General features: G+C 38.5%; 20 protein-coding genes, 1 tRNA gene and 1 pseudogene. 15 read left to right on the forward strand and 7 right to left on the reverse strand.

All coding sequences use genetic code 11. The features are described 5' to 3' along the window. Positions 1-70: 70 nt before the first annotated feature. From ACYUCW_RS12465 to ACYUCW_RS12475, 3 genes and pseudogenes are all read right to left on the reverse strand, one after another. Entirely contained in the window at positions 71-937 is an 867-nt protein-coding gene (locus ACYUCW_RS12465; protein ID WP_036895610.1) for a YjjW family glycine radical enzyme activase, read from the reverse strand. Further along, positions 909-2,451, reverse strand: a pseudogene (locus tag ACYUCW_RS12470) (YjjI family glycine radical enzyme). Before ACYUCW_RS12470 ends, ACYUCW_RS12465 begins: the two are co-directional and overlap by 29 nt. Positions 2,452-2,689: 238 nt before the next feature. Next, positions 2,690-3,382: a YtjB family periplasmic protein gene (locus tag ACYUCW_RS12475; RefSeq protein ID WP_004249293.1), complete on the reverse strand. Its 693-nt coding sequence runs from the start codon at positions 3,380-3,382 to the stop codon at positions 2,690-2,692. Positions 3,383-3,491: 109 nt separating this feature from the next. Here ACYUCW_RS12475 and serB point away from each other — a divergent pair, with 109 nt between their 5' ends. The 9 genes from serB to ACYUCW_RS12520 all read left to right on the forward strand — a co-directional run bounded on the left by serB (position 3,492) and on the right by ACYUCW_RS12520 (position 15,037). Then, positions 3,492-4,469 (forward strand): phosphoserine phosphatase, encoded by a 978-nt coding sequence (serB, locus tag ACYUCW_RS12480; protein ID WP_004245668.1) that lies wholly within the window; start codon positions 3,492-3,494, stop codon positions 4,467-4,469. Positions 4,470-4,502: 33 nt separating this feature from the next. Next, complete coding sequence (gene radA, locus ACYUCW_RS12485) at positions 4,503-5,894, forward strand: DNA repair protein RadA (protein ID WP_004249295.1); 1,392 nt, start codon at positions 4,503-4,505, stop codon at positions 5,892-5,894. Between the two features lie 11 nt (positions 5,895-5,905). Continuing rightward, positions 5,906-7,150, forward strand: a complete 1,245-nt coding sequence (gene nadR / locus ACYUCW_RS12490; protein ID WP_460408713.1) for a multifunctional transcriptional regulator/nicotinamide-nucleotide adenylyltransferase/ribosylnicotinamide kinase NadR — start codon at positions 5,906-5,908, stop codon at positions 7,148-7,150. A gap of 317 nt (positions 7,151-7,467) precedes the next feature. Further along, positions 7,468-8,607 carry a YdcF family protein gene (locus ACYUCW_RS12495; RefSeq protein WP_071233902.1) on the forward strand — a complete coding sequence of 380 codons (1,140 nt, stop codon included), beginning with the start codon at positions 7,468-7,470 and terminating at the stop codon, positions 8,605-8,607. A gap of 170 nt (positions 8,608-8,777) precedes the next feature. Next, complete coding sequence (locus tag ACYUCW_RS12500; RefSeq protein ID WP_460408715.1) at positions 8,778-10,337, forward strand: alpha/beta hydrolase-fold protein; 1,560 nt, start codon at positions 8,778-8,780, stop codon at positions 10,335-10,337. Between the two features lie 210 nt (positions 10,338-10,547). After that, entirely contained in the window at positions 10,548-11,987 is a 1,440-nt protein-coding gene (gene phoA / locus ACYUCW_RS12505; protein WP_004249299.1) for an alkaline phosphatase, read from the forward strand. A 426-nt stretch (positions 11,988-12,413) separates the two neighbouring features. Beyond that, complete coding sequence (locus ACYUCW_RS12510; RefSeq protein WP_004245660.1) at positions 12,414-14,051, forward strand: Na/Pi cotransporter family protein; 1,638 nt, start codon at positions 12,414-12,416, stop codon at positions 14,049-14,051. Next, the gene (locus ACYUCW_RS12515) at positions 14,048-14,590 is read left to right on the forward strand and encodes a GNAT family N-acetyltransferase (RefSeq protein WP_004245658.1); all 543 of its coding nucleotides are present in this window, start codon (positions 14,048-14,050) and stop codon (positions 14,588-14,590) included. The genes ACYUCW_RS12510 and ACYUCW_RS12515 overlap by 4 nt, the downstream gene beginning before the upstream one ends. Before the next feature lie 183 nt (positions 14,591-14,773). Continuing rightward, a complete protein-coding gene (locus tag ACYUCW_RS12520) occupies positions 14,774-15,037 on the forward strand; it encodes a DUF1435 family protein (RefSeq protein WP_004245657.1) in 264 nt (87 codons plus the stop codon). Positions 15,038-15,122: 85 nt separating this feature from the next. Here ACYUCW_RS12520 and ACYUCW_RS12525 read toward each other — a convergent pair. Next, positions 15,123-15,209, reverse strand: a tRNA-Leu gene (locus ACYUCW_RS12525). Positions 15,210-15,407: 198 nt separating this feature from the next. Here ACYUCW_RS12525 and ACYUCW_RS12530 point away from each other — a divergent pair. Then, the gene (locus tag ACYUCW_RS12530) at positions 15,408-15,770 is read left to right on the forward strand and encodes a hypothetical protein (protein WP_163748284.1); all 363 of its coding nucleotides are present in this window, start codon (positions 15,408-15,410) and stop codon (positions 15,768-15,770) included. Positions 15,771-15,889: 119 nt separating this feature from the next. Here the strand turns inward: ACYUCW_RS12530 and rsmC are convergent, their stop codons facing one another. Further along, a complete protein-coding gene (rsmC, locus tag ACYUCW_RS12535; protein ID WP_004249302.1) occupies positions 15,890-16,903 on the reverse strand; it encodes a 16S rRNA (guanine(1207)-N(2))-methyltransferase RsmC in 1,014 nt (337 codons plus the stop codon). 129 nt (positions 16,904-17,032) lie between these two features. On the opposite strand from rsmC, the gene ACYUCW_RS12540 reads away from it, so the two are divergent. Next, a complete protein-coding gene (locus ACYUCW_RS12540; protein WP_004245653.1) occupies positions 17,033-17,443 on the forward strand; it encodes a DNA polymerase III subunit psi in 411 nt (136 codons plus the stop codon). Next, positions 17,412-17,858: a ribosomal protein S18-alanine N-acetyltransferase gene (rimI, locus tag ACYUCW_RS12545; RefSeq protein ID WP_004245652.1), complete on the forward strand. Its 447-nt coding sequence runs from the start codon at positions 17,412-17,414 to the stop codon at positions 17,856-17,858. The genes ACYUCW_RS12540 and rimI overlap by 32 nt, the downstream gene beginning before the upstream one ends. A gap of 311 nt (positions 17,859-18,169) precedes the next feature. Here the strand turns inward: rimI and ACYUCW_RS12550 are convergent, their stop codons facing one another. Continuing rightward, complete coding sequence (locus tag ACYUCW_RS12550) at positions 18,170-19,090, reverse strand: nucleotidyl transferase AbiEii/AbiGii toxin family protein (RefSeq protein WP_004249303.1); 921 nt, start codon at positions 19,088-19,090, stop codon at positions 18,170-18,172. Next, positions 19,080-19,616, reverse strand: coding sequence for a type IV toxin-antitoxin system AbiEi family antitoxin (abiEi, locus tag ACYUCW_RS12555; RefSeq protein ID WP_004249304.1), 537 nt, complete (start codon positions 19,614-19,616; stop codon positions 19,080-19,082). The genes ACYUCW_RS12550 and abiEi overlap by 11 nt, the downstream gene beginning before the upstream one ends. Positions 19,617-19,985: 369 nt before the next feature. Between abiEi and prfC the strand changes: the two genes are divergently transcribed. The 3 genes from prfC to ACYUCW_RS12570 all read left to right on the forward strand — a co-directional run. After that, positions 19,986-21,575 (forward strand): peptide chain release factor 3, encoded by a 1,590-nt coding sequence (gene prfC, locus ACYUCW_RS12560; RefSeq protein ID WP_004245645.1) that lies wholly within the window; start codon positions 19,986-19,988, stop codon positions 21,573-21,575. 408 nt (positions 21,576-21,983) lie between these two features. Next, positions 21,984-22,331 (forward strand): BON domain-containing protein, encoded by a 348-nt coding sequence (locus ACYUCW_RS12565; RefSeq protein WP_460408720.1) that lies wholly within the window; start codon positions 21,984-21,986, stop codon positions 22,329-22,331. A gap of 96 nt (positions 22,332-22,427) precedes the next feature. After that, a partial coding sequence (locus tag ACYUCW_RS12570) for a patatin-like phospholipase family protein (RefSeq protein WP_460408721.1) occupies positions 22,428-22,734 on the forward strand: 307 nt, incomplete at its 3' end.

Here is a 22,734-nt window from a genome sequence, read left to right on the forward strand (position 1 = left end):
CTGTATTAATTAAAGTCAATTGGATAAAATGAAATGAATTTAATATATAATAATGAGTAAGGAATTATTATTATGTATATATATTTGGTGTTTTAATTAAATTTACTTTTCTAAGTATTAATTCATTTTGTAGATTTATGATTTGTTCTTTATTTGCGGAACGCCAATTCTTCGCTTCACCATATACGCCATGCTGATGAAACGCATTAATACGAATTGTAATTGATTCACCAAGTGAATTAATAAAATGAGAAAGCGGTTCTATATTCTCTAAATAATCGGTTTTTTCTGGAATATATAAAAGGCGTAATTCTGCAAGTAAATTATGCTCACTTAACCATTTGATTGATTTTTTAATACGTTGATTACTACGTCCGGTTAAATAAATATGTGTTTCTTCACTCCAACTTTTTAAATCAATCATCGCTCCATCCATAAAGGGGGCGATTTTTTGCCAACCATTAAGTGAAAGAGTGCCATTACTGTCAATTAAACAGGTAAGATGTCGAAGATCAGGGGCTTCTTTGATTGCTTTAAAATAATCAATTAAAAATGGAAGTTGTAACGTAGATTCCCCGCCACTAACTGTTACCCCATTGATAAAAGCGGCATATTTACGCGTAATTGCAATTAGTTCATCAACCGTATAGGTCAATGTCATAGGGCTTGATTGGCGAGGACATTGCTGAATACAAGTATCACATTGCTCACAGCTGTCAGCGTTCCAATTTATTACACCGTTTTGTAATGAAAGCGCTTGCTGTGGGCAAGTGGCAATGCAATCCCCGCAGTTATCACAAATCCCCATAGTGTAGGGATTGTGACAGTTCTTACAGCGTAAATTACATCCTTGTAGGAAGATGGCGAGGCGATTGCCTGGGCCATCAACACAAGAAAAAGGCAGTATTTTATTTATCGAAGCGCATCTGCTGTTCATGGCTAATCACTCGTGGTTTTCGTTCAGCAATATGGCAATTGGTTGTTGCTTCATCTCCTAACCAAGTTGTATTTAGGCGAGAGCCTTCTTCTTTATATTTTTTTAAATCAGATAACCGCACCATATACCCAGTGACACGGACTAAATCATTGCCACCCACATTAGCGGTAAATTCACGTAATCCGCAAGAAAACGCCCCTAAGCACAGTTGCATTAAGGCATCAGGATTTTGTTTGATAGTTTCATCCACGGTTAAAATATCACTAATACCTGAAGTATAAAATTGATGGTGGGGGGGCAACGGTCATTAAATGAGTAACAGGATCAGGCTCTGTTCCATAAGGAATTCGGGTCGCCGGTGTAGTACCAATATCAGAACTTATGCCTGATTGAGCATGTAACATGGCACGCTGTTTCCAACCATATTTTACAGGAGTCTGTGCAACAAATTGGGCCAGTTTTTCACTAATAATATAGCTAAGTTTATTGGCCGCTTCGCTATGACCATAGTTTGCTGTATGACCTTCTTTCTCAAGTAAAAGAGAAACTGCTTCAGCCATACCATAAATGCCAAACATCGGGGCAAAACGATCGGGTGAGATCAAACCTTCTTCTACTAAAAAGCTTTGTTGAAAAAAGTTTGATTTTTCATAGAGGAATTCGCAACGAGCATTGATGATCTCGATTTGTTTTTGCATATAAAACGGCAATACATTCTCTAGAAAGTCGGCACTATTTTGGCTGCGCTTTGCTACTTCTTTGAGATTGATACGAACTAAAGTGCTACCGCCACCACTTTGCGGTAGAGAGTTATAACAACTAACAATACCGTATTCATCTTTACCAAATACAGCATCTTGCAATGTACCGTTAGCAATATGGGGTTTACTACTATGACAAATATTGGTGATTGCTTGGTGCAATAAATCAGAAGGTGTTAGTGCCGCGTCATAAATAAAGGTGAGATTCGGGGCTACTTGTTGAAGTTCAACATCTACCTTAAGAATTAAACGTGTAATGATAGAGTCTTCGGGGCCAATATTAGCGTGCATAAAGGCATCAGGAAGGGTTCTATCAAGATAGCGCCAGAAACGCTTTAATTTTGGATAGAGTTGCTCTTGCGTCAAATTCCCCACATAAGGTAGTAAGATTTTATCAATACGACCTAAATAAACCGGCATTGAAGTGACTGAAGGAACATGATGATAAAGGATAGTCAGCATATTTAGCGCATCATCAAAATCTTGGGCAGGTTCAAGCTCTAAATAGCGCGAGCCTTGTGCTAAGAATTTCGCGTAATCAGGTAATACATAACGTGGTTTATAAGGGGCATGACCTTCATACATATCGCAGATAACCCGTTCATTTAGCGCAAGGCTCGCCTCGTTAGATAATGTCGGGTATGGCAACATATTTTCCGCTTCTAATGCTAGAAAATGACGTTTTTGTTCGGGGGAAAGGGTTGGATTTTCTACGATTTGTTGACAACGTTGGATAACAGATTGTTCAGTCATAACCACCTCAGCAACTCAAGAGCAAAAGAAAGATGTAAGATTTATTTATCGCATTAGGTTAATAAATTGACTGAGATTTACTGTGATTTTAAACAAAGCCCATTCAAAGTTTAAGGGAATAGCACGAAAATACGTATAAATTAGATATATCTAAAATAATTTAACCTATTTTAGATAGAAACATAGACATGAAGGTGAGTACTAATGACTCACCTTATTATGTTAATTTGTGGCAGTGTTATTTAACTTCAGATCTATTTTCTGTTTCTTTTTGCTGATCACTTTTTTGTTCATCATCTTCTTTTTCATGACGAGTGGGTAAACTTGCGGTTAATAAATAGGGCGATTGCTGCCAATGCACTGGTGTTAATTGCAATAAGCTGTGGGACAGTAAAAAACCAATCGCCAGAGCAACCAATAGCATCACACGCAATAAATTGGTGGTGTTATCGACTTGGCCAGATTCTGTGACAAGTTGGTGTGTATCTAACGTCAATCTTAGAAAACCCTTTGGCTGATCTTGACCAGGGATAGGTACCACCAGCTGATGATTAAAAGAACCGCCACTTTTTTGTCCTTCTAAGGCCAATCGCTCTTTTACCGTCACATTTTCACCACTATGCGCTATTTGTGTGCCATCTTGCCAATAAAGACTTGCATCCAGTACCCGACTATCGTGAGTTAGATGATTTAAATTAGCTATAATGTGTGGATTTACGTTATCTTTGCTACTGTCATCCATATAATTGGATAATGAGAAGGCAACTTGTTCTGCCAGTGTTTTGGCAAGCTCTTCAAACTGGGTGATACGGGCGTGCTGATTTGCACGGCTAAAATAAGAGGCGCCTTGCATCAAAAAAGCCAATAATGCGATACAAATCAGTATAATCGCGGTTTTTTGTAGTTTGAATTTTAGTTTATCTTTAAGCATGTTCAACCTTTTGCGTAAGCAAGTATGTGCATGTTGCCAGATGAGTCACAGATAGAATAGGCTGAATAACAATTATTTTGTTCAGACAGGGGAAAACAGGAGAATAAGTATGTCAAATAGTCTGACCTATTGCTATTTACCGGATGAGATCCGTAAATGGCCAGGTCTACCGCTATCACTCAGTGGTGAAGAAGTGATGCCACTGGATTATCGTGCAGGCGATAGCGGATGGTTACTTTATGGACGAGAACTTGATAAAAAAAGAATAAGTGAGTTCCAGCATAAATTAGGTGTGGCTATTGTGGTGGTTTCTTCATGGCGTATTGATGATTACCAAGTGGTACGTATTGCGGGAAGTTTAACTCGTCGTATTCGTCGGTTATCTGATGAATGTGGTTTAGATGTTGTACCCTTTGGGCAGATCCCACGTTTACGCTCTCCGGGACTTTTAGTGATGGATATGGATTCCACGGCTATTCAAATTGAGTGTATTGATGAAATCGCTAAACTGGCCGGTGTCGGTGATAAAGTGGCCGAGATAACGGAGCAAGCGATGCAAGGTGAAATGGATTTTAGTGAAAGCCTAAAATTGCGTGTTGCACAATTAGCGGGAGCTGATGCGAATATTTTACAAAAAGTAATGGATAATTTACCTCTGATGCCCGGGTTAACAAGTTTAGTGCGTAAGCTTCAGGCAATGGATTGGCAAATTGCGATTGCATCAGGGGGATTTACTTATTTTGCTGATAACCTAAAACAGCGATTACGTTTAGTTGCAGCGGTTGCTAATCAGCTAGAAATTAAAGATGGTAAATTAACGGGCAAAGTCAAAGGCCCTATTGTTGATGCTAAATATAAAGCGCAAGTGCTTACACGCTTAGCTAAAGATTTAGATATACCGCTGGAACAAACCATTGCGATAGGTGATGGCGCAAACGATCTTAAAATGCTTAGAAAGGCGGGTTTAGGTATTGCCTACCATGCCAAACCTAAAGTATATGCACAAGCCAAAGTAGCTATTCGTCATGCTGATTTAATGGGTGTGATGTGTATTTTAAGTGCAGGATTAAAGCACGAAGAACGATAAGTTTTCAGTCAAGAAAATAACGGGGAGAGCAGTGTGGCAAAAGCAGCCAAAAGAGCCTTTGTATGTAATGAATGTGGTGCCGATTACCCGCGTTGGCAAGGACAATGTTCTGCGTGTCATGCGTGGAATACCATTACGGAAGTGCGCCTTGCGGCGGCACCTTCTGCCCGTAACGATCGTTTTAGTGGTTTTGCCGGAGATGCGAAAGGAATAAGCCGTGTTCAAAAGCTCTCTGAAATTAGCCTTGAAGCATTACCACGCTTTTCGACAGGATTTAAAGAATTTGATCGTGTGTTAGGCGGAGGGGTTGTGCCGGGAAGTGCCATTTTAATTGGCGGAAATCCGGGGGCAGGTAAAAGTACACTATTACTACAGACCATGTGTCGTTTAGCCACTGAAATGAAAACCTTGTATGTCACGGGAGAAGAGTCATTACAGCAGGTTGCCATGCGGGCGCACCGCTTAGGTTTACCGACAACCGAATTGAATATGTTGTCAGAAACCAGTATTGAACAAATTTGTTTAATTGCCGCTCAAGAGCAACCTAAATTAATGGTCATTGACTCGATCCAAGTAATGCATATGGCCGATATTCAATCTTCCCCGGGCAGTGTGGCACAGGTACGAGAGACAGCCGCTTATCTGACTCGTTTTGCTAAAACGAATGATATTGCCATTATTATGGTGGGTCATGTCACCAAAGATGGCACATTAGCGGGACCTAAAGTATTAGAACACTGTATTGACTGTTCAGTGATGCTTGATGGTGAAACAGACTCACGTTTTAGAACATTGCGTAGTCATAAAAACCGCTTTGGTGCGGTGAATGAGTTAGGTGTTTTTGCCATGACCGAACAAGGTTTACGCGAAGTGAGTAATCCATCGGCTATCTTTTTAAGTCGTGGTGATGAAGTGACTTCAGGTAGTTCTGTTATGGTGGTGTGGGAAGGAACACGGCCATTACTGGTGGAGATCCAAGCGTTAGTCGACCACTCTATGTTATCAAATCCTCGCCGTGTTGCGGTGGGATTAGAGCAAAATCGCTTAGCAATATTATTAGCGGTTTTGCATCGTCATGGTGGTTTACAGATGTCTGATCAAGATGTCTTTGTTAATGTCGTTGGCGGTGTCAAAGTAACCGAAACTAGTGCAGATTTAGCTTTATTACTATCATTAGTATCGAGTTTTCGTAATCGTCCTTTACCGCGTGATTTAGTTATTTTTGGTGAGGTAGGACTCGCGGGAGAAATTCGTCCTGTACCAAGTGGACAAGAGCGAATTGCAGAAGCAGCAAAACACGGTTTTAAACGTGCTATTGTGCCTAATGCGAATATGCCAAAGAAAAATCCACCTGATATGAAAGTGTATGGTGTGAAGAAACTATCAGATGCGTTATCTGTACTTGATGATTTGGACGACTTCTAAAGGAGTAAATCATGGGATCTTTTGATTATATCAAACAGGCAATAAAAAAGAATGGCTATACCTTACAGCAAGTTGCCGATGAAAGTCAGATGACAAAGGGCTATCTTAGCCAGCTTATTAATAACAAAATCAAAAGCCCCAGTGCACAAAAAATGTCCGCATTACACCAATTTTTGGGATTAGAATATCCATTACAACAGAAAACCATTGGGGTGATTTTTGGTAAATTCTATCCTCTTCATACTGGGCATATTTATTTAATTCAACGAGCTTGTAGTCAAGTGGATGAATTGCATGTCATTTTATGTCATGACGAACCTCGTGATAAAGAGCTATTTATCAATAGTGCGATGTCACAACAGCCGACGGTAAGTGATAGGTTGCGCTGGTTATTACAAACTTTTAAGTATCAGAAAAATATTCGTATTCATGAGTTTAATGAACATGGTATAGAGCCTCAACCTCATGGTTGGGAAATGTGGAGTGAGGGTATCAAAGCCTTTCTACAAGAAAAACAAATCGCGCCGGATTTTATCTATACCAGTGAACGAGAGGACGCCAGTCAATATGAAGCATTTTTAGGTATTGAAACGGTACTGGTCGATCCTGAGCGCTCGTTTATGAATATTAGCGGTAGTCAAATCCGTCAAGCGCCATTTAAATATTGGGAATATATTCCTACCGAAGTAAAACCTTTTTTCGTGCGTACAGTGGCTATATTAGGTGGTGAATCGAGTGGCAAATCGACCTTAGTAAATAAGCTTGCCAATATTTTTAATACAACCAGTGCGTGGGAATATGGCCGTGATTATGTCTTCTCTCATTTAGGAGGAGACGAAATGGCATTGCAGTATTCTGATTATGATAAAATCGCTTTAGGTCATGCCCAATATATTGATTTTGCAGTTAAATATGCTAATAAAGTTGCATTTATCGATACTGATTTTGTAACAACACAGGCTTTTTGTTTACGTTATGAAGGAAAAGAACATCCTTTTGTACAGGCATTGATTGATGAATATCGTTTTGATTTAGTTATTCTGCTAGAGAACAATACGCCATGGGTTGTCGATGGTTTACGTAGTTTAGGGAGTGATAAAGAGCGCCGTCGTTTTCAAACATTGTTGATAGAGATGTTAGATAAAAACAATATTGAATATGTCAAAGTAGATCCTCCTGATTATGATGAGCGCTTTCTTCGTTGTGTCGAATTAGTCAGGGAATTGCTGATGATGCAATCAAAGCATATCGAATAAGTATTTTTCAAAACGCCATTAATTGGCGTTTTTTATTTATAGCTAGCTATATAGTCACAATAAGAATGAAATTTTTGTTTAAACCTAAAGTATGGATAAAAACGGCTGTTCATTAAGCGATTAGCATAATAATGCTATTTTTTTCAAATTAGTGAAAATAATTACTGCAAATTAATGGTAGATCTCTATGATAAAAGTTAGGTATAGATATATCGGTGTGTATTTCTTTTTCTCTTAAGTGTGAGGAGTCACACACTTTGTCTTCATAAGCTTAACCAATTGAAGAAACAGATTTATTTTCGCAAAAGGACAAGATAATGGCGCAACCTTCCCGTATTTCACTTCAGATCAAAAAAACAGTTATTTCATTAGCCATTGCTGCTTTAGGCTTTACGGCTTCCTCTTCTGCATTGGCTTATCAAAAAGTCCATCAACCCGATAATAGCTATCAGCAATATATTTCTCAGCGCCAAACGGTAGATATGTTGATCCAAGATGCATTAGAGGCATTTAAATCGCCAGCGCGTGTTTCTGACGCTGGATTTACGGGAAAACTACCTTCTAATATGGAAGTCGTAGCACAAAAGCTACAACAAGCTTATAAATTAGAGCCTTATCGCTTAGATTTACTATTTAGTGCCGCCAGTGCTTATGTCTATAACAATCAAATAGAGCGCGCGGTAACGATTTATAAACAAATTTTAGAAGCCGCACCGGATGATATTGATGCATTAATTTATGTGACTTCTTGGACGCGTTTTGAAGGTAAAGATAAAGAAAGTGAAGCCTATTTTAACAAGTTAAAATCCCTTAATCCGGCAAAAGCTGAAGAGCTAAGCCGCTTTTTTGCTCAAGTTGATCGTGTAAGCAAAATGCCATTAAGTGATAAGTTAACGCCAGCAGATTTGGCAACGCTAAATAAAACCAAAGGAAATAATGCCATTGTGACATTGGGTTATGCACTTAATCCAGATGGTACGATGAATCAGATCTTGATTGATCGTTTAAATAAAACCCTTGAAGTCGCAAAACAGTTACCTGATGCAATGATTGTTGTGACAGGTGGTGTGCCGAAAGCACATCAAACTGAAGGTAAATTAATGGCGGATTGGTTAGTTAAAAAAGGTATTCCCGCAGAGCGAATTTTCCAAGACAATTATGCACGCTCAACGGTGGAGAATGCGTTATTTAGCCGTTATGCATTAACTAAACACCGAATTAAAACAGCGGTGATTATTAGCTCTGGTAGTCATGTTCGTCGTGCTGATGTTATTTTTACGGTTGCGAGTTGGCAAAGTGGCCCCAGTGATATCACTTATTTAACGGTTGTAGCCCCCGATAAGCCATTAGCTGAATTACAAAAAACATCAAAATCTGATTTACAAGGTATTTATCGCGATGGCTTAAAAGTATTGGGATTATGGAGCTTCCGTAGTTATCCATTAGAAGAACGTTGATAGACCTTTTGAATATTATTTTGCTACTAAAACTCCACAAGAAAACTAAAAGATTGTGGAGTTTTTTTATTATTCTAAGTGATCAAATTCATACACTAATAAATCCTTATTGAATTGATAACAATTATCATTACTATAAGTTCTTACCTAAATTATAATGAGAACATACAGTGAGAACTCCTCTAATGATCTGCGCATTGATGGCCTCTTTTTCTAGTTTTGCCAATTGCTTATCAATAACAGAAAATAAAGAAATATCAGGTCAGTTTAATCACGATAAGGCACTCTGTTTTACTACACATTTACAGAGCCAGCGTTATGCTGAGTTAGATGTTAAAGGTATACAAAATCTGCAATTAGCAAACCAAGATGGCACTCATATTCGTCGCTTATTAAAAGATGTGCCCGTTGATGGACAACAACAAAAGATACGCTTCCTATTACCTGAAACGGCAAATTATCAGTTTATTGCCCAAGGAGAAGTTGGGGTACAGTGGCATATCACACTGAAAACATACCCTTATCAGCCTTTAGATAAAGATGCGGGTATAGCATTAACTAGCCCTAGATTGCAAATGCTGGCACAAGATCTCACCGCCAGCAATATACAGTTATTCTGGCAACAGATACAGCAAGAGGGAACTCCCCTTGTTGAACCTTACGATAATCATAACAAGCGCGTGACTTTTTTATGGCAAGGTGCGCAATCTAATGTATATCTATTGGGATCGCCTGCAGGTGATCATGATCCGTTAACGCGTTTAGCCAATAGTGATATTTGGTATCGTAGTTATATCGTGCCTAACGATACATTAATGCAATATAAATTAGCACCAGATGTGCCAGTCATTGAAAATGCAACAGCTGCACAGCAGCGCCGTGCTATTTTAACGACGGCACAGGCCGATCCTTTTAATCTTCACCCTTCACCAAGTAAAGCGGACGATCGCTATAATTACTTTTCATTGCTGTCACTTGATTATCCCCGTGAATGCCAGTTGCCAGATATCTTAGATAGGGCAATGAATGGCAATACATCAATCAGTCGTTTTCATAGTGAAATTTTAAATAATGATCGAGAGATTGCGCTTTATTTACCCGCACAGAAAATGACGACACCGCGGCTATTGGTGCTATTTGATGGACAAATTTATCGCCAACAATATGGCATAGACCAGTTTTTTGATAAGTTGATTGAAGAGGGGAAATTACCTCCTATTGCTATCTTATTTGTCGATAGTATCGATAGTGATCGTCGTAGTGTTGAATTACCACCTAATCCTGATTTTCACCGCTTTTTAGCGGATGAACTTTTGGTTTGGTTAGAGCAAGAGAAAGGCCTGCAAGTAGCCGCTAAGGAAACTATAGTCTCAGGCTCAAGCTATGGGGGGTTAGCCTCTGCATGGGTGGCATTTAACCGTCCTGATCGCTTTGGGAAAGTGCTTAGTATGTCCGGCTCTTATTGGTGGGCGCCAGAAAACGAAGCCCCAGAATGGTTAATTAGCCAATATCAACAGGCGGATAAAAAACCATTACAGTTTTTCTTAGAGGCTGGGTTATTTGAGTCTCGTGAAGGCACTGGAGGAATATTAAATAATAATCGCCAATTAAAGCAGGTTTTACAGCAAAGGGGCTATCCTGTGCAATCGCTGGAGATGGCGAGCGGGCATGATTATATCTCTTGGTGTGAGGCGCTTTATATCGGCACTAAAGCGTTAACTAACGATTAATTATTCATCTTTTTTATCTTAAAGGGATGTGAGTGGTGGTGAACCACACATCCTTTTTCTTTAGGCTAATTTGTCATTTATTTGCCATAAAGCTGTCATCTAAATCGCTTTTTTCTTTCATCTGTTTGTCATTTTACTCTCGTAAGCTCTTGGTGACTTAAAACATAAACCCCAAAATTCTTTATTTTTTTTGCGTGCAAGGAAAAAGCTATGTCTCTACGTTATCAACGTTCTGCGTTATCTGTAGTCGTCGCAACACTCTTTACAAGCGTGGGTTTCTCTTCTTTTGCAGCCCCCGTCACTGCCGATACTATTTTGGCGCAAGATCGCGCAGCAAAAGGTAATATTACGGAATTTGGTGGTGCTCGTCGTATAACCTCAGATCAAACTGAAGCATTAAAAGCAGCACTTAATAATCATCAAGCTAAAAATGTGATCCTATTTATCGGTGATGGGATGGGGGATTCTGAGATAACGGTAGCACGTAACTATGCCGAAGGGGCTGGTGGCTTCTTTAAAGGAATTGATGCGTTACCGATGACCGGCCAATATACTCATTATTCTTTAGATAGAAAAACACAAAAACCTAATTATGTAACAGATTCGGCCGCATCAGCAACAGCATGGGCTTCAGGGGTTAAAACCTATAATGGGGCATTAGGGATTGATGTATTTGGTAAAGATCACCAAACGATTTTGGAATTAGCAAAAGCGAATGGTAAAGCGACGGGGAATGTCACTACCTCTGAAATCCAAGATGCAACACCGGCTGCGCTATTTTCACATGTTACTGGGCGTAAGTGTTATGGGCCTGTAGAAACGTTAGCAAAATGCTCAACGAATGCGCTAGAAAATGGCGGTAGAGGTTCAATCTCTGAGCAATTGTTAGTGACTCGTGCCGATATTACACTGGGAGGAGGCGCGAAAAGTTTTGCTCAAACAGCAACGGCCGGTGAATATAAAGGGAAAACGCTCGAGCAACAAGCAATAGAGCGTGGCTATCAAATTGTGAAAGATGCTAAATCGTTAGAGGCGATTACGCTAGCAAACCAAGATAAACCTGTGTTAGGCCTATTTCATGATGGTAATATGGCCGTCGCTTGGGAAGGGCCAAAAGCCACTTATCAAGGTAATTTAAAGAATCCTCCTTTAGAGTGTAAACCGAATTCAAAATTAGACCCGAATGCACCAACATTAGCGCAAATGACCAAAAAAGCGATTGATTTGCTGAAAACGAATGAAAATGGTTTCTTCTTACAAGTCGAAAGCGCCTCCATTGATAAACAAGATCATAATGCTAATCCTTGTGGTCAAATTGGTGAAACGGTGGCATTAGATGAAGCGGTACAAATTGGTTTAGATTTCGCTAAACAAAATGGTGATACGCTTATTATAGTGACCGCAGATCACGCTCACTCTAGTCAAATTATTGAAGCTGATGTGAAATCAAGTGGCTTAACACAAGCATTGATTACCAAAGATGGCGCTGTCATGGTGGTGAATTATGGTAACTCAGAAACGGATTCACAAGAGCATACTGGCGCGCAATTACGCGTTGCCGCTTATGGCCCACATGCTGCTAATGTCGTAGGGTTAACAGACCAAACAGATCTTTTCTTTACTATGCGCGATGCGATGGGATTGAAATAACCTTGATAAGGTGACTGAATTGTAGTCTGTCTGAAATGTAGTTGAATTGTCTTACTAAAATTGTTGTATTTTCACGCGACTTAGAGAGATACCCTCAAGTCGCGTTTTTTTCTATGATTTCTTTACAAAAAATAAGAAAACGATAATAAATCAAGACGTTATTTACAGTCTGATTTTGAAAGTTGCTTTTTGTTTGCTATAATTAACAGAATTTACAATGATATTCTTATACTATTCTTAACTTCTCCATTGATTATTGCACTTAAGTCGCAATATCTTTTTGCCTAATAACGTCGTTTTGATTAGGGCGTTATCTATAAAAATCATTTTTCAGATATGGTTATCTGCGTAGGATCTCTCTCTTTTATGGCATTGAAGGAGAAATGAGCCAATAAACAACGATAAAAAATAAGGTGACTAATTTCTATGCTAACACTGCTTCATTTACTCTCATCCGTGGCACTTTTAGTCTGGGGAACACATATTGTTCGCACCGGTATTATGCGAGTGTTCGGCTCTGATTTACGCCGAATTTTAGGTAAAAGTATTAATAAAAAATCGAATGCTTTTCTTGCCGGTGTCGGTGTTACTGCCTTAGTACAAAGTAGTAATGCTACGGCATTGCTAGTGATTTCGTTCGTCACTCAAGGTCTTATTTCTATTACACCCGCTTTGGTGATTATGTTAGGGGCTGATGTAGGTACAGCGCTAATGGCGCGAGTGCTGACATTCGATCTTTCGTGGTTATCACCGTTACTGATTTTACTGGGTGTCATGACTTTTTTAAGTCGTAAAAAAGAGCGTATCGGGCAACTGGGTAGAGTGGGAATAGGCCTTGGTTTAATTATCTTAGCATTACAACTGATTGTGACTTCTGCTGAGCCGATAACCCATGCCAGTGCAGTACAAGCTATTTTTACCTCTTTGAGCGGGGATACGATTTTAGCACTACTGGTCGGCGCTATTTTTGCGATGGTCAGTTATTCAAGCTTAGCGGCGGTATTACTTACCGCAACATTAAGTGCAACAGGCTTTATGCCTTTATATATTAGTTTATGTATTGTTATTGGTTCTAATATTGGTAGTGGATTGTTGGCATTAATCAGTAGCCGTGGTCAAAGTATTAGTTCACGTCAAGTCGTCATAGGAAGTCTGTTTTTTAAATTAATTGGCGCCTTGCTGGTATTGCCGTGGATCACCATCATTGCGACAAAAATCCAACAATATGATTTTTCCCCTGCGGAAGTGATTATCTATTTTCATGTGATTTATAACTTAGTGCGCTGTGTGTTGATGTTGCCGTTTGTGGGGCCAATGGCGAAATTATGTCAAAAATTAGTGCCGGAATTACCGGTTACTGGGACAGAAGTTGCACCTCGTTATTTAGATCCATCTGCCGTTGATACTCCCTCTTTAGCTATTGCTAATGCAGTCAGAGAGACATTACGGTTAGGGGATGTGGTTGAACAGATGTTGCAACGTTTTCAAGCCTTAATGGAAGGGGATCGTCTGCAAAAAAGGGAGATTAGCCAGCTAGAAGAGGAAGTGGAATTGCTCCATAGCAGTATTAAATTGTATATGGCACAAATTCAGCAGCATGATCTTGGTACTGAAGACTCTCGTCGCTGGGCAGAAATTATTGATACCGCGATGAATTTGCAACAATCTTCCGCTATCATAGCGCGTATGTCTGGTGAGGTGGTGAATAAAAGTTTAGATCATCACTTAAATTTATCGGAGGAAGGACGTCGTGAATTACAGACACTCCTTGAGCGTCTGCAAAGTAATCTGAATCTGGCGATGTCGGTGTTTGTTTCCGGCAATATGGAGCATGCGCGTAAATTACGCCGAGCAAAACATCGATTCCGTTTACTCAACCAACGTTACTCGTTTGCTCATGTAGAACGTCTTCATTTGCATAATATGCAAAGTATTGAAACCAGTTCGCTGCATACCAGTTTGTTGGGTGATATGAAACGGTTGAACTCCTTATTCTGTGCAGTGGCTTACCACGCATTAGAGCGGAGCGGATCTTCTTCAGAACAGGTTAATCTTCAACAATGAAAAAAAATATTCGTCTATTAACACATAATGAAATCCCTCGCGTTTGGGAAATTGATAGAACAGAACTGATTGAAAGGCTATATGTTTTACAACAAGGGCAATTGGTGTTATCTGAACAGCGTTTTGATATGAAAGGCTGGCCTGAAGGTGAGGCAGAACATTATACCCCTGTTTTACTTGAAAGCGCTGAGCGCGGTGCCCCTTTTTGGGGAGTCTTTGAAGATGACAAGTTAGTCGCTGCTGCCAGTGTTGATCCACAGTGGCGAGGCCAAGATAACACCTTGTTACAGCTCTCTTTCTTACATATTAGCCACCAGCAGCGTGGGCAAGGATTAGCCCGTATATTGTTTGATTATTGTGTGGAATATGCGAAGCAAAAAGGGGCTAGCGGATTATATATATCCTCAACGCCTTCTGAAAATAGTGTTAATTTTTATCAGCATATGGGCTGTCGTTTAATTGATGTGCCTGATACTGAGCTTTATGAAAGAGAGCCTGAAGATATTCATTTAGTGCTTAATTTTAATAAAGAAGATTAATCACTTATTTTACATCATCATTTGATGACTCTAAAACGCTTTATCGTTGGCAGCGGTAAAGCGTTTTTTGTTTAACCTCTTTAAAATTAAGGTTATGGCTACTTTTTTTTCTTGATAGACATTGAGTTAACCAATGTGTTATATAATAATGAAAATCATTATCATTAACGAATGGTGACTCTCATGGCTAAATCAACACGTATCTCCTCTGTCTCTTCTTGGACATCTCGTATTAGTTTATGGGAAATGTTGGCCGTTGCTTCGTTATTTACTGTGATCACCCACTCTATTGCAGGAACAGCAGCATTTACATTGGTTCTTGTTATTTCTATGTTGCTATCTACCATTATGTTATTTCATAAGAAATTACAAATGTGGGTGATGATCCCCGCCGGCGTTGTGATCACCTATAGCTTAATGACCTTTTTTTTAACCTATCATGGGTAGATAACCGTAAATAAAGGCACGATAACCTGCTGATAATAAAAAGGAAGGAAGTAAATAAAGTAGGGTTTAACTCATCAGTCTGTTTTGGTGCGAAAGGGGGGACTTGAACCCCCACGTTCGTAAGGACACTAACACCTGAAGCTAGCGCGTCTACCAATTCCGCCACTCTCGCAAAACACAATATCTTAATAGATAGTCGGCGAATTTTATGCTTTTTAATTTTGGCGTCAATTATTTTTATCAATAGATTATCTTGGAGATAAAAATAAAACAGCGAGAGTTATAATATAAAATAGATAGATTCTATTTTTAGAACTAAGATAAATAATTATGACAAAACCGATTATGCAGTAGGTTTATGAGGTTTTTTATGAAAAAAATCAATATATTGATTGTTATCTTGTCTGTGATTATATCAAGTAATGTATATGCGGAAATCTACAAAGATAAAAGTGGTCAGGTTATTGGCTCAACCCGTACAGGTAATAACGGTCAGATCACCTATTTAAATAAAAGTGGTCAAGTTATTGGTTACGCCCGTAGAAGTAATAATGGTAATACCATCTACCTAAATAAAAGTGGTCAAGTCACAGGCTCTACCCGTACAAATAGTAACGGTGAGACCATCTATCTCAATAAAAGTGGTCAAGTCACAGGTTCAGCTCGTACAGACAGTAATGGTACTACCATCTACAGAGATAAAAGTGGTCAGGTTATTGGTTCAAAAAAATGATAATTTCGTTTGAAAATAAAAGTGTCTGCTATTAGATGACTGTTTTCAGTTATAAACAGAAGACCGCCAGTAGTTGAAAAATCAATTACTGGCGGTTTTTATAATAGTGCTGGTGATTACTATTTCTTGGTTGCTTGGTAAACTTTGAATTTACCTGTTGATGCAAGCACTTCATGAGAGCCAAACACGTGATCAAGAATATCTTGATAAGGTAAGAAAGCATTGGCAACAATACGCAGTTTACCGCCTTTTTTCAAAAAGTTAGGCGCGAGACGAATAATGTCTTCTGCAGCTTGATAGCTGGTACCTAAGCCATCATGGAAAGGAGGATTAGAGACTATCCAATCATAAGTTTCTTCTACCGCAGAATAGACATTGCTTGCAATAACCCGTCCTTCTAATTCATTAACGTTTAACGTGGCAATACTGGATGAAATAGCGGCTGCATTGACGTCACAGAGTGTGAGTTTTAACATCGGGTTTTTCTTGCCTAATACCGTGGCAATCACCCCACAACCACAGGCCATATCCAGTAAGTCACCTACCATTGCATCATCAAATGTAGAGAGTAATAATCGGCTGCCTTCATCTAATGCGGTTTGACTAAAAACACCGGGTAATGCCATCACCGTTAAATCGTCATAACGATAAGTTTGCCACCAGTTATTTCGATCAAAGAGTGTTTGATAGGTTAGTGAACCAAAAAAGAGGCTACAACGACGTGCTGAATCTATTTTTTTTAGCTTTGCTATACCATTCATTAATTCCGTAGCACTTTTTACACCACTACGGTTTTCGCCGACGATGAAGATTTCAGTATCGACAGATAAACTTGCACATAAGCTACGTAACTGAAAAGTTGCTTCATTCTTATTCTTAGGCCAAAAATAAATCAAAGTGTCGCAATATTTTACGAATGATTGATCTGCCGCTAAACCAAAAAATGCATTATCACCCATGGATTTGAGTAGCGGTAGCCACTGGTGATATTGATTTGTATAGGCTCTAACACTTTTGGCCTGAATTTGTGATGCTAGCGTGTCTTGAAGATCACCTGCTATGAGCACGTGCCTGTCTGCGAAATGATCTAGATGACGAAGAATAACTTCGCTGGCAGGGGACAATGAGGACATTATGATTATTACTCCTTAAAAAACATAAAACGCATGATATCAGATATAAAGAAACTGACGCTATTTATTGGCGTAGTTTATGCCCTCTGATACTATGTACCGTTGTTCTACACTTGATAGGTAAATATCATGAGCCGTAAAGACAGAATGTTAGCCCAACTTGGAATTCGTCAATGGGTACTTCGTAAGCCTGCTGTATTAAAAGGCGAACATTCTGTGCAATTTCCGGATACCACTCGTTTACTTATCATTACTGATGATGTTGTTGATCTAAATAACGGGCTTTTCTCTGATATTTTTAGCACTATGGGAATAGATAAAAGTGAAATCTATTGTATTACCTCAGAGGATGTGAGCCTGCTCACAGGATCATTTACACCAGCCTGTTGGCTATTAGGTACTGATATCACTCTACCTGCTCAATATACTTCTCTGAGAAGCCCTTCATTACATCAATTATATTTTGATGCCAATGCAAAACGCGATCTTTGGAAACAAATCTATCAACATGAAGACCATTTCCCCATTAAACCCTGCTGATTTACCTTTAGCATGGGAAATTGAAAAACTAAGTCATTCATTCCCTTGGAGCGAAGAAACATTCTATAGTAACCAAGGTGATCATTATTTTAATCTAAAAATTTGCATTGATAATATTATGGTAGGTTTTGCTATTACGCAATTAATATTAGATGAAGCAACGCTTTTTAATATCGCGATACATCCTGATTATCAAGGTAAAGGCTATGGAAAAGCATTGTTATTAGAACTTATTGATAATATTGAAAGAAAAGATATTGCTACATTATGGCTTGAGGTAAGAGAATCCAATCAAAAAGCATCTAATCTCTATGAATCTATAGGATTTAATTCAGTATCTGTACGTAAGAATTATTATCCAACAGCAACGGGAAAAGAAGATGCGATAATCATGGCTTATCCAATTAAATTCTAATTAAATACTTATTTAAGTTAAATTAAAGACGTCTTCTATTAGGCGTCTTTTTTTATTTTATGTGAAGTGAGTAGACTTTTATTCTTTTATTTAAATTTTACCTAATGGATATTTTGGTAAATAATTTTACTTTAGTTACAGGGGTTATTTAGTAAAACATATTGTGAGAATAATAAAGACAATATGATGGGCGTTAAAATAAGTAAAACGCATGTTTACTTTAGTTCTTAAATTTATTGTTAGTTTATAAAAAGCCTATTAAGATAGGAAAATACTGAAGTGAATCCCATCAAGTTGAGCCATTTATTAATTTACATTCTAAATTCACTATTAGTGACCTTGCCTAGTAATTCGTTACTCACAGTTTTAAATAGTTTCGCCAAAGTATTTTGCAGGTAAACTTGAAACTTATCCTGAGCGAGGGTTCTATCAAATACATCTGTTGGTAAGAAACGTTTCATTTCTGCAATGAATGCTTCACTAGATACAATACTAGGAAGTCGTTCGAGAAAGTTTTCCAACATTTTGTTGAAGTGCTCAAGTTTATAATCTGATACCTTATTTTTAACTAAGTCCATATTGAGTGTCGCGCCTTGTTGCTGTAACCAAGCTAAATCCCATATATCTCGGTGGCGGACATACCTTGTAGTGGCTGGCAAAGAAATGATTTTATCCGCCATGATTTCATCCAAACTTTCTGTCAAAATTAGCATATCACTGTATCCATCAGGCAAAAAATCATAGTTTATTTGCAGAGGTTGGGGCTCTCTTGTATAGGCTGGAATGTTTGCCACTTCTACTTTGATTTTTTGTTTTGGTAGATCTTTTCTCTCAGGAGAAGTCACTACTGCTATTTGCCACTTATCAATGCTCAATTCAGAATATTTAGGATCTTGCTTTAGATCTTTTGGTTCTTTTACTGTTACTTCTAGCCCGTATCGTTCGCCAATGTATTTTTCTATACAATGTTTCATATCTGCCAACATTGCTGAGCTAAAATCCTTCCCGCCAGCAAAATCCAGATCTTCGCTGAAACGATTACCACCATAACAAAGACGTAATGAAGTGCCACCTTGAAAAGTCAGTTTGTTTAGAAGTCCACCTTTTTCTAGCGCAAATAAAATATCGTAGTGTAAGAGTTCTTTCTCTATCACGGAACGCATGTGAGATACATTTCCGACCTGCATTGCTTTATTCACCAATAGCGCGAAATTTTCTTGATCAATTTTCATATAGTTCCTCCTTGCTTACTAAATGTGTATTTCGGCCGACTCGTTTTAAGTCTCTGTATGCAGTTTGTTTTGTTGCTAATCTAAGTGGTCTGCCGACTAAAGTGGTATTCTCTATAATGTCGATTGGAGCTCGTTTTGTATGTGTAAATTCAATTGTACCCAAAGGCGTTTTGAATTCACCGGAACGTCCCGTTGTCATAACAGTTAAGCGATCTACTGGAATTTGCGAAATAACACCAAAATCAGAAAGGGCAGACTCCAAGCTAATGTAGTTATATTCCCCACGTCGAATAGTTTTAGCAATTTGCTCCAACGTATCGCTGCCTTTTGACTGCGCTAAATTGTATAAGTACACACCATTAATGATCCTAGTGAGTAAGCCATCGTCTTGCAAACGTTTAATTCCTGCACGCAATGCTCGTTCATTATCTTGATGAAAGATGTTGGCCAGATCTGAATTAGTAAAAACGCAGCGACCGCGCTTGTCATATTCTAAGAGCTTTTTAATTGCCTCAATCTTTTTCACAATACACCTTTAGTTATCAAAAATAACACTTAAACATGTCATAATTGTACACTTAGTTTTTTTGTGAAACAAGTTTACAAAAATGACACTAAAAAGTGTAAAATTTGTTTACTTGATTTGTGGGGAGGATTAAAAGGTTGTTCATCAGCTAAAAAAACAACGATTGCAAACAACGACAACAGAGCATTGGCACAATGCTGAGAATAAATAGATAACCATTGATTGTTTATAAAGCCAAGATAGGCGAAAATAAGCGCCAACTAAGATTAACTTACGGGTGAATGTGCTTTATAGTCACTTTAATAAGTCGTTATAGAAATATCTCAGTGCAGTGCATTCACTTGTTTATCAACTAGAAGATCACTATTGATGTCTAATCCTATTTTTCAGCAAGAAGTTGCTCGTCGTAGAACTTTTGCCATTATTTCCCACCCCGATGCGGGTAAAACAACCATCACTGAAAAAGTGTTGTTATTCGGACAAGCTATCCAACGTGCAGGAACAGTAAAAGGGCGTGGTTCAAATCAGCATGCTAAATCAGACTGGATGGAAATGGAAAAACAACGTGGTATCTCCATTACCACTTCTGTTATGCAGTTTCCTTACGCAGATTGTCTAGTTAACTTACTTGATACCCCAGGGCATGAAGACTTCTCTGAAGATACTTATCGTACTTTAACTGCCGTTGACTGTTGTTTAATGGTCATTGACTCTTCAAAAGGGGTCGAAGATCGTACCCGTAAATTAATGGAAGTGACTCGATTACGTGATACGCCAATTTTGACCTTTATGAATAAATTGGATCGTGATATTCGTGATCCGATGGAATTAATGGACGAAGTTGAAACTGAGCTAAAAATTGCCTGTAGTCCTGTTACTTGGCCGATTGGCTGTGGAAAACTGTTTAAAGGGGTTTACCATATCTTAAGAGATGAAACCTATCTTTATCAAACAGGCCAAGGTCATACTATCCAAAACTCACGAGTAATCAAAGGGTTGGATAATCCTGAGTTAGATGAAGCGATTGGTGATGATTTAGCCGTTCAATTACGTGATGAGCTAGAGTTGGTGTTAGGTGCATCACATGAGTTTGATCATGAAGCTTTCTTAGCGGGTGAATTGACTCCGGTTTTCTTTGGTACCGCATTAGGTAACTTTGGTGTTAATCACATGCTTGATGGTTTGGTGAAGTGGGCGCCAGCGCCAATGCCTCGTCAAACTGATATGCGAGAAGTGACAGCGGCTGAAGAGACATTCACGGGTTTTGTCTTTAAAATTCAAGCTAATATGGATCCCAAACACCGCGACCGTGTTGCTTTTTTACGGGTGGTGTCAGGCATGTATGATAAAGGGATGAAACTGCACCAAGTACGCACGAAAAAAGATGTGGTGATTTCAGATGCATTGACCTTTATGGCAGGGGATCGTTCTCATGTTGAGCATGCTTATCCTGGTGATATTATTGGCCTGCATAATCACGGTACCATTCAAATTGGAGATACTTTTACTCAAGGTGAAATGTTAAAATTCACCGGTATTCCTAACTTCGCTCCGGAATTATTCCGCCGTATTCGTCTACGTGATCCGCTAAAACAAAAACAATTGTTAAAAGGTCTGGTGCAATTATCTGAAGAAGGTGCGGTACAGGTGTTTAGACCCCTAGCTAATAATGATTTAATTGTTGGCGCAGTTGGGGTGCTACAGTTTGATGTCGTGGTTGCACGCTTAAAAGGTGAGTATAACGTTGAAGCCATTTATGAATCTGTGAATGTATCGACGGCTCGTTGGGTTGAATGTAGTAACGAAAAGAAACTCGAAGAATTTAAGCGTAAAAATGAGCAACATCTGGCATTAGATGGTGGTGATAACTTAACTTATATTGCACCAACGATGGTTAACTTAAATTTAACCCGTGAACGCTATCCTGATATTGAGTTCCATCAAACGCGTGAACACTAATTTTCTGTTATAAATCATATAAAAAGCCATATTTTTTATGGCTTTTTTCACAATAATATATTGTAAAATCAACCCCAGTATCTGTTTAGGTTTACTCAATAATCTTATCTATACTATTTATATTCCGTCGATATTCTAATAAAAACTACCCTTTAATCAGCTATTACTCTTTCTATTCTCTGCTATCCTAATAATGATATTTTTATACTCATTGTATAAATAAAATAAAAACTTTTTACATATAAATGGCTATTTTTCAGATTAAAATTACAAAAAGTTATCTTTATTTACTATTTATTACTTTATTTGCTACTCATAACTTAGTAGTGTAACTGAAGTACTTGTTAATAATTTGATAAAAAATACACACATTTCCTGTCATGATTAATTTATGAGCAGGGGGAAGCAATGAATCAACAAAAAATAAAATTAGTATTAGCGCTAGTCACGGGTATGACAGTGACAATGATAAGTACAGCAACTATTGCGGAGACATCGTGGTATAACGAAATTGATAAAACTACCAGTAATGTTAACAATGAATTAAGCGATACGGCAATATCGAAAAAAATCGAAGAAACACTATTACCTAACCCCTCCATTGACAGTGGATCACTTTCAGTTCGTACTGAATTTGGTCATGTCACAGTTGCCGGCTTTGTTAAAAATGCAGATCAGGAAAAACAAATCATTCAGATCATTGAAAAAATTGATGGTGTAAAAAGCGTTGAATCATCAGTGAATATTCAAGGCTAACTTAATAGCGACTTAATTTATTTTAATTAGTGATTAAAAAGAATGACCTTGAAAACAGGTGCGAGTATCCTTATAAGGTTGTATTAAGGAGACTCTATGGGGAAGTATATACCGGTTACATTAAATAATATTACTGCACTTGAATTTCAATCATCCTTACCACAAGGCAAAGTTGCATTAGTTTGCGAAGGCGGTGGACAGCGAGGCATCTTTACTGCCGGTGTTCTTGATGAATTTATGCGCTCTCAATTTGATCCTTTTGATCTACTCCTAGGGGTATCCGCGGGGGCGCAAAACTTATCTGCTTTTGCTTGTGGACAAAGGGGGTACGCCCGCAGAGTCATTAACCGTTATACCACCAATAACCAATTCTTTAATCCGATTCGTTTTGTTCGTGGGGGGG

The organism is Proteus sp. MB838 (assembly GCF_054767435.1).

Excerpts from the sequence above, each read along its gene's own strand:
- ACYUCW_RS12550 (WP_004249303.1), bottom strand. The coding sequence starts at position 19,090 with ATGAAAATTGATCAAGAAAATTTCGCGCTATTGGTGAATAAAGCAATG.
- phoA (WP_004249299.1), top strand. The coding sequence starts at position 10,548 with ATGTCTCTACGTTATCAACGTTCTGCGTTATCTGTAGTCGTCGCAACA.
- ACYUCW_RS12565 (WP_460408720.1), top strand. The coding sequence starts at position 21,984 with ATGAATCAACAAAAAATAAAATTAGTATTAGCGCTAGTCACGGGTATG.
- ACYUCW_RS12520 (WP_004245657.1), top strand. The coding sequence starts at position 14,774 with ATGGCTAAATCAACACGTATCTCCTCTGTCTCTTCTTGGACATCTCGT.
- ACYUCW_RS12530 (WP_163748284.1), top strand. The coding sequence starts at position 15,408 with ATGAAAAAAATCAATATATTGATTGTTATCTTGTCTGTGATTATATCA.
- ACYUCW_RS12475 (WP_004249293.1), bottom strand. The coding sequence starts at position 3,382 with ATGCTTAAAGATAAACTAAAATTCAAACTACAAAAAACCGCGATTATA.
- ACYUCW_RS12515 (WP_004245658.1), top strand. The coding sequence starts at position 14,048 with ATGAAAAAAAATATTCGTCTATTAACACATAATGAAATCCCTCGCGTT.
- ACYUCW_RS12540 (WP_004245653.1), top strand. The coding sequence starts at position 17,033 with ATGAGCCGTAAAGACAGAATGTTAGCCCAACTTGGAATTCGTCAATGG.
- prfC (WP_004245645.1), top strand. The coding sequence starts at position 19,986 with ATGTCTAATCCTATTTTTCAGCAAGAAGTTGCTCGTCGTAGAACTTTT.
- rimI (WP_004245652.1), top strand. The coding sequence starts at position 17,412 with ATGAAGACCATTTCCCCATTAAACCCTGCTGATTTACCTTTAGCATGG.
- ACYUCW_RS12510 (WP_004245660.1), top strand. The coding sequence starts at position 12,414 with ATGCTAACACTGCTTCATTTACTCTCATCCGTGGCACTTTTAGTCTGG.
- nadR (WP_460408713.1), top strand. The coding sequence starts at position 5,906 with ATGGGATCTTTTGATTATATCAAACAGGCAATAAAAAAGAATGGCTAT.
- ACYUCW_RS12495 (WP_071233902.1), top strand. The coding sequence starts at position 7,468 with ATGGCGCAACCTTCCCGTATTTCACTTCAGATCAAAAAAACAGTTATT.
- serB (WP_004245668.1), top strand. The coding sequence starts at position 3,492 with ATGTCAAATAGTCTGACCTATTGCTATTTACCGGATGAGATCCGTAAA.
- rsmC (WP_004249302.1), bottom strand. The coding sequence starts at position 16,903 with ATGTCCTCATTGTCCCCTGCCAGCGAAGTTATTCTTCGTCATCTAGAT.
- ACYUCW_RS12465 (WP_036895610.1), bottom strand. The coding sequence starts at position 937 with ATGAACAGCAGATGCGCTTCGATAAATAAAATACTGCCTTTTTCTTGT.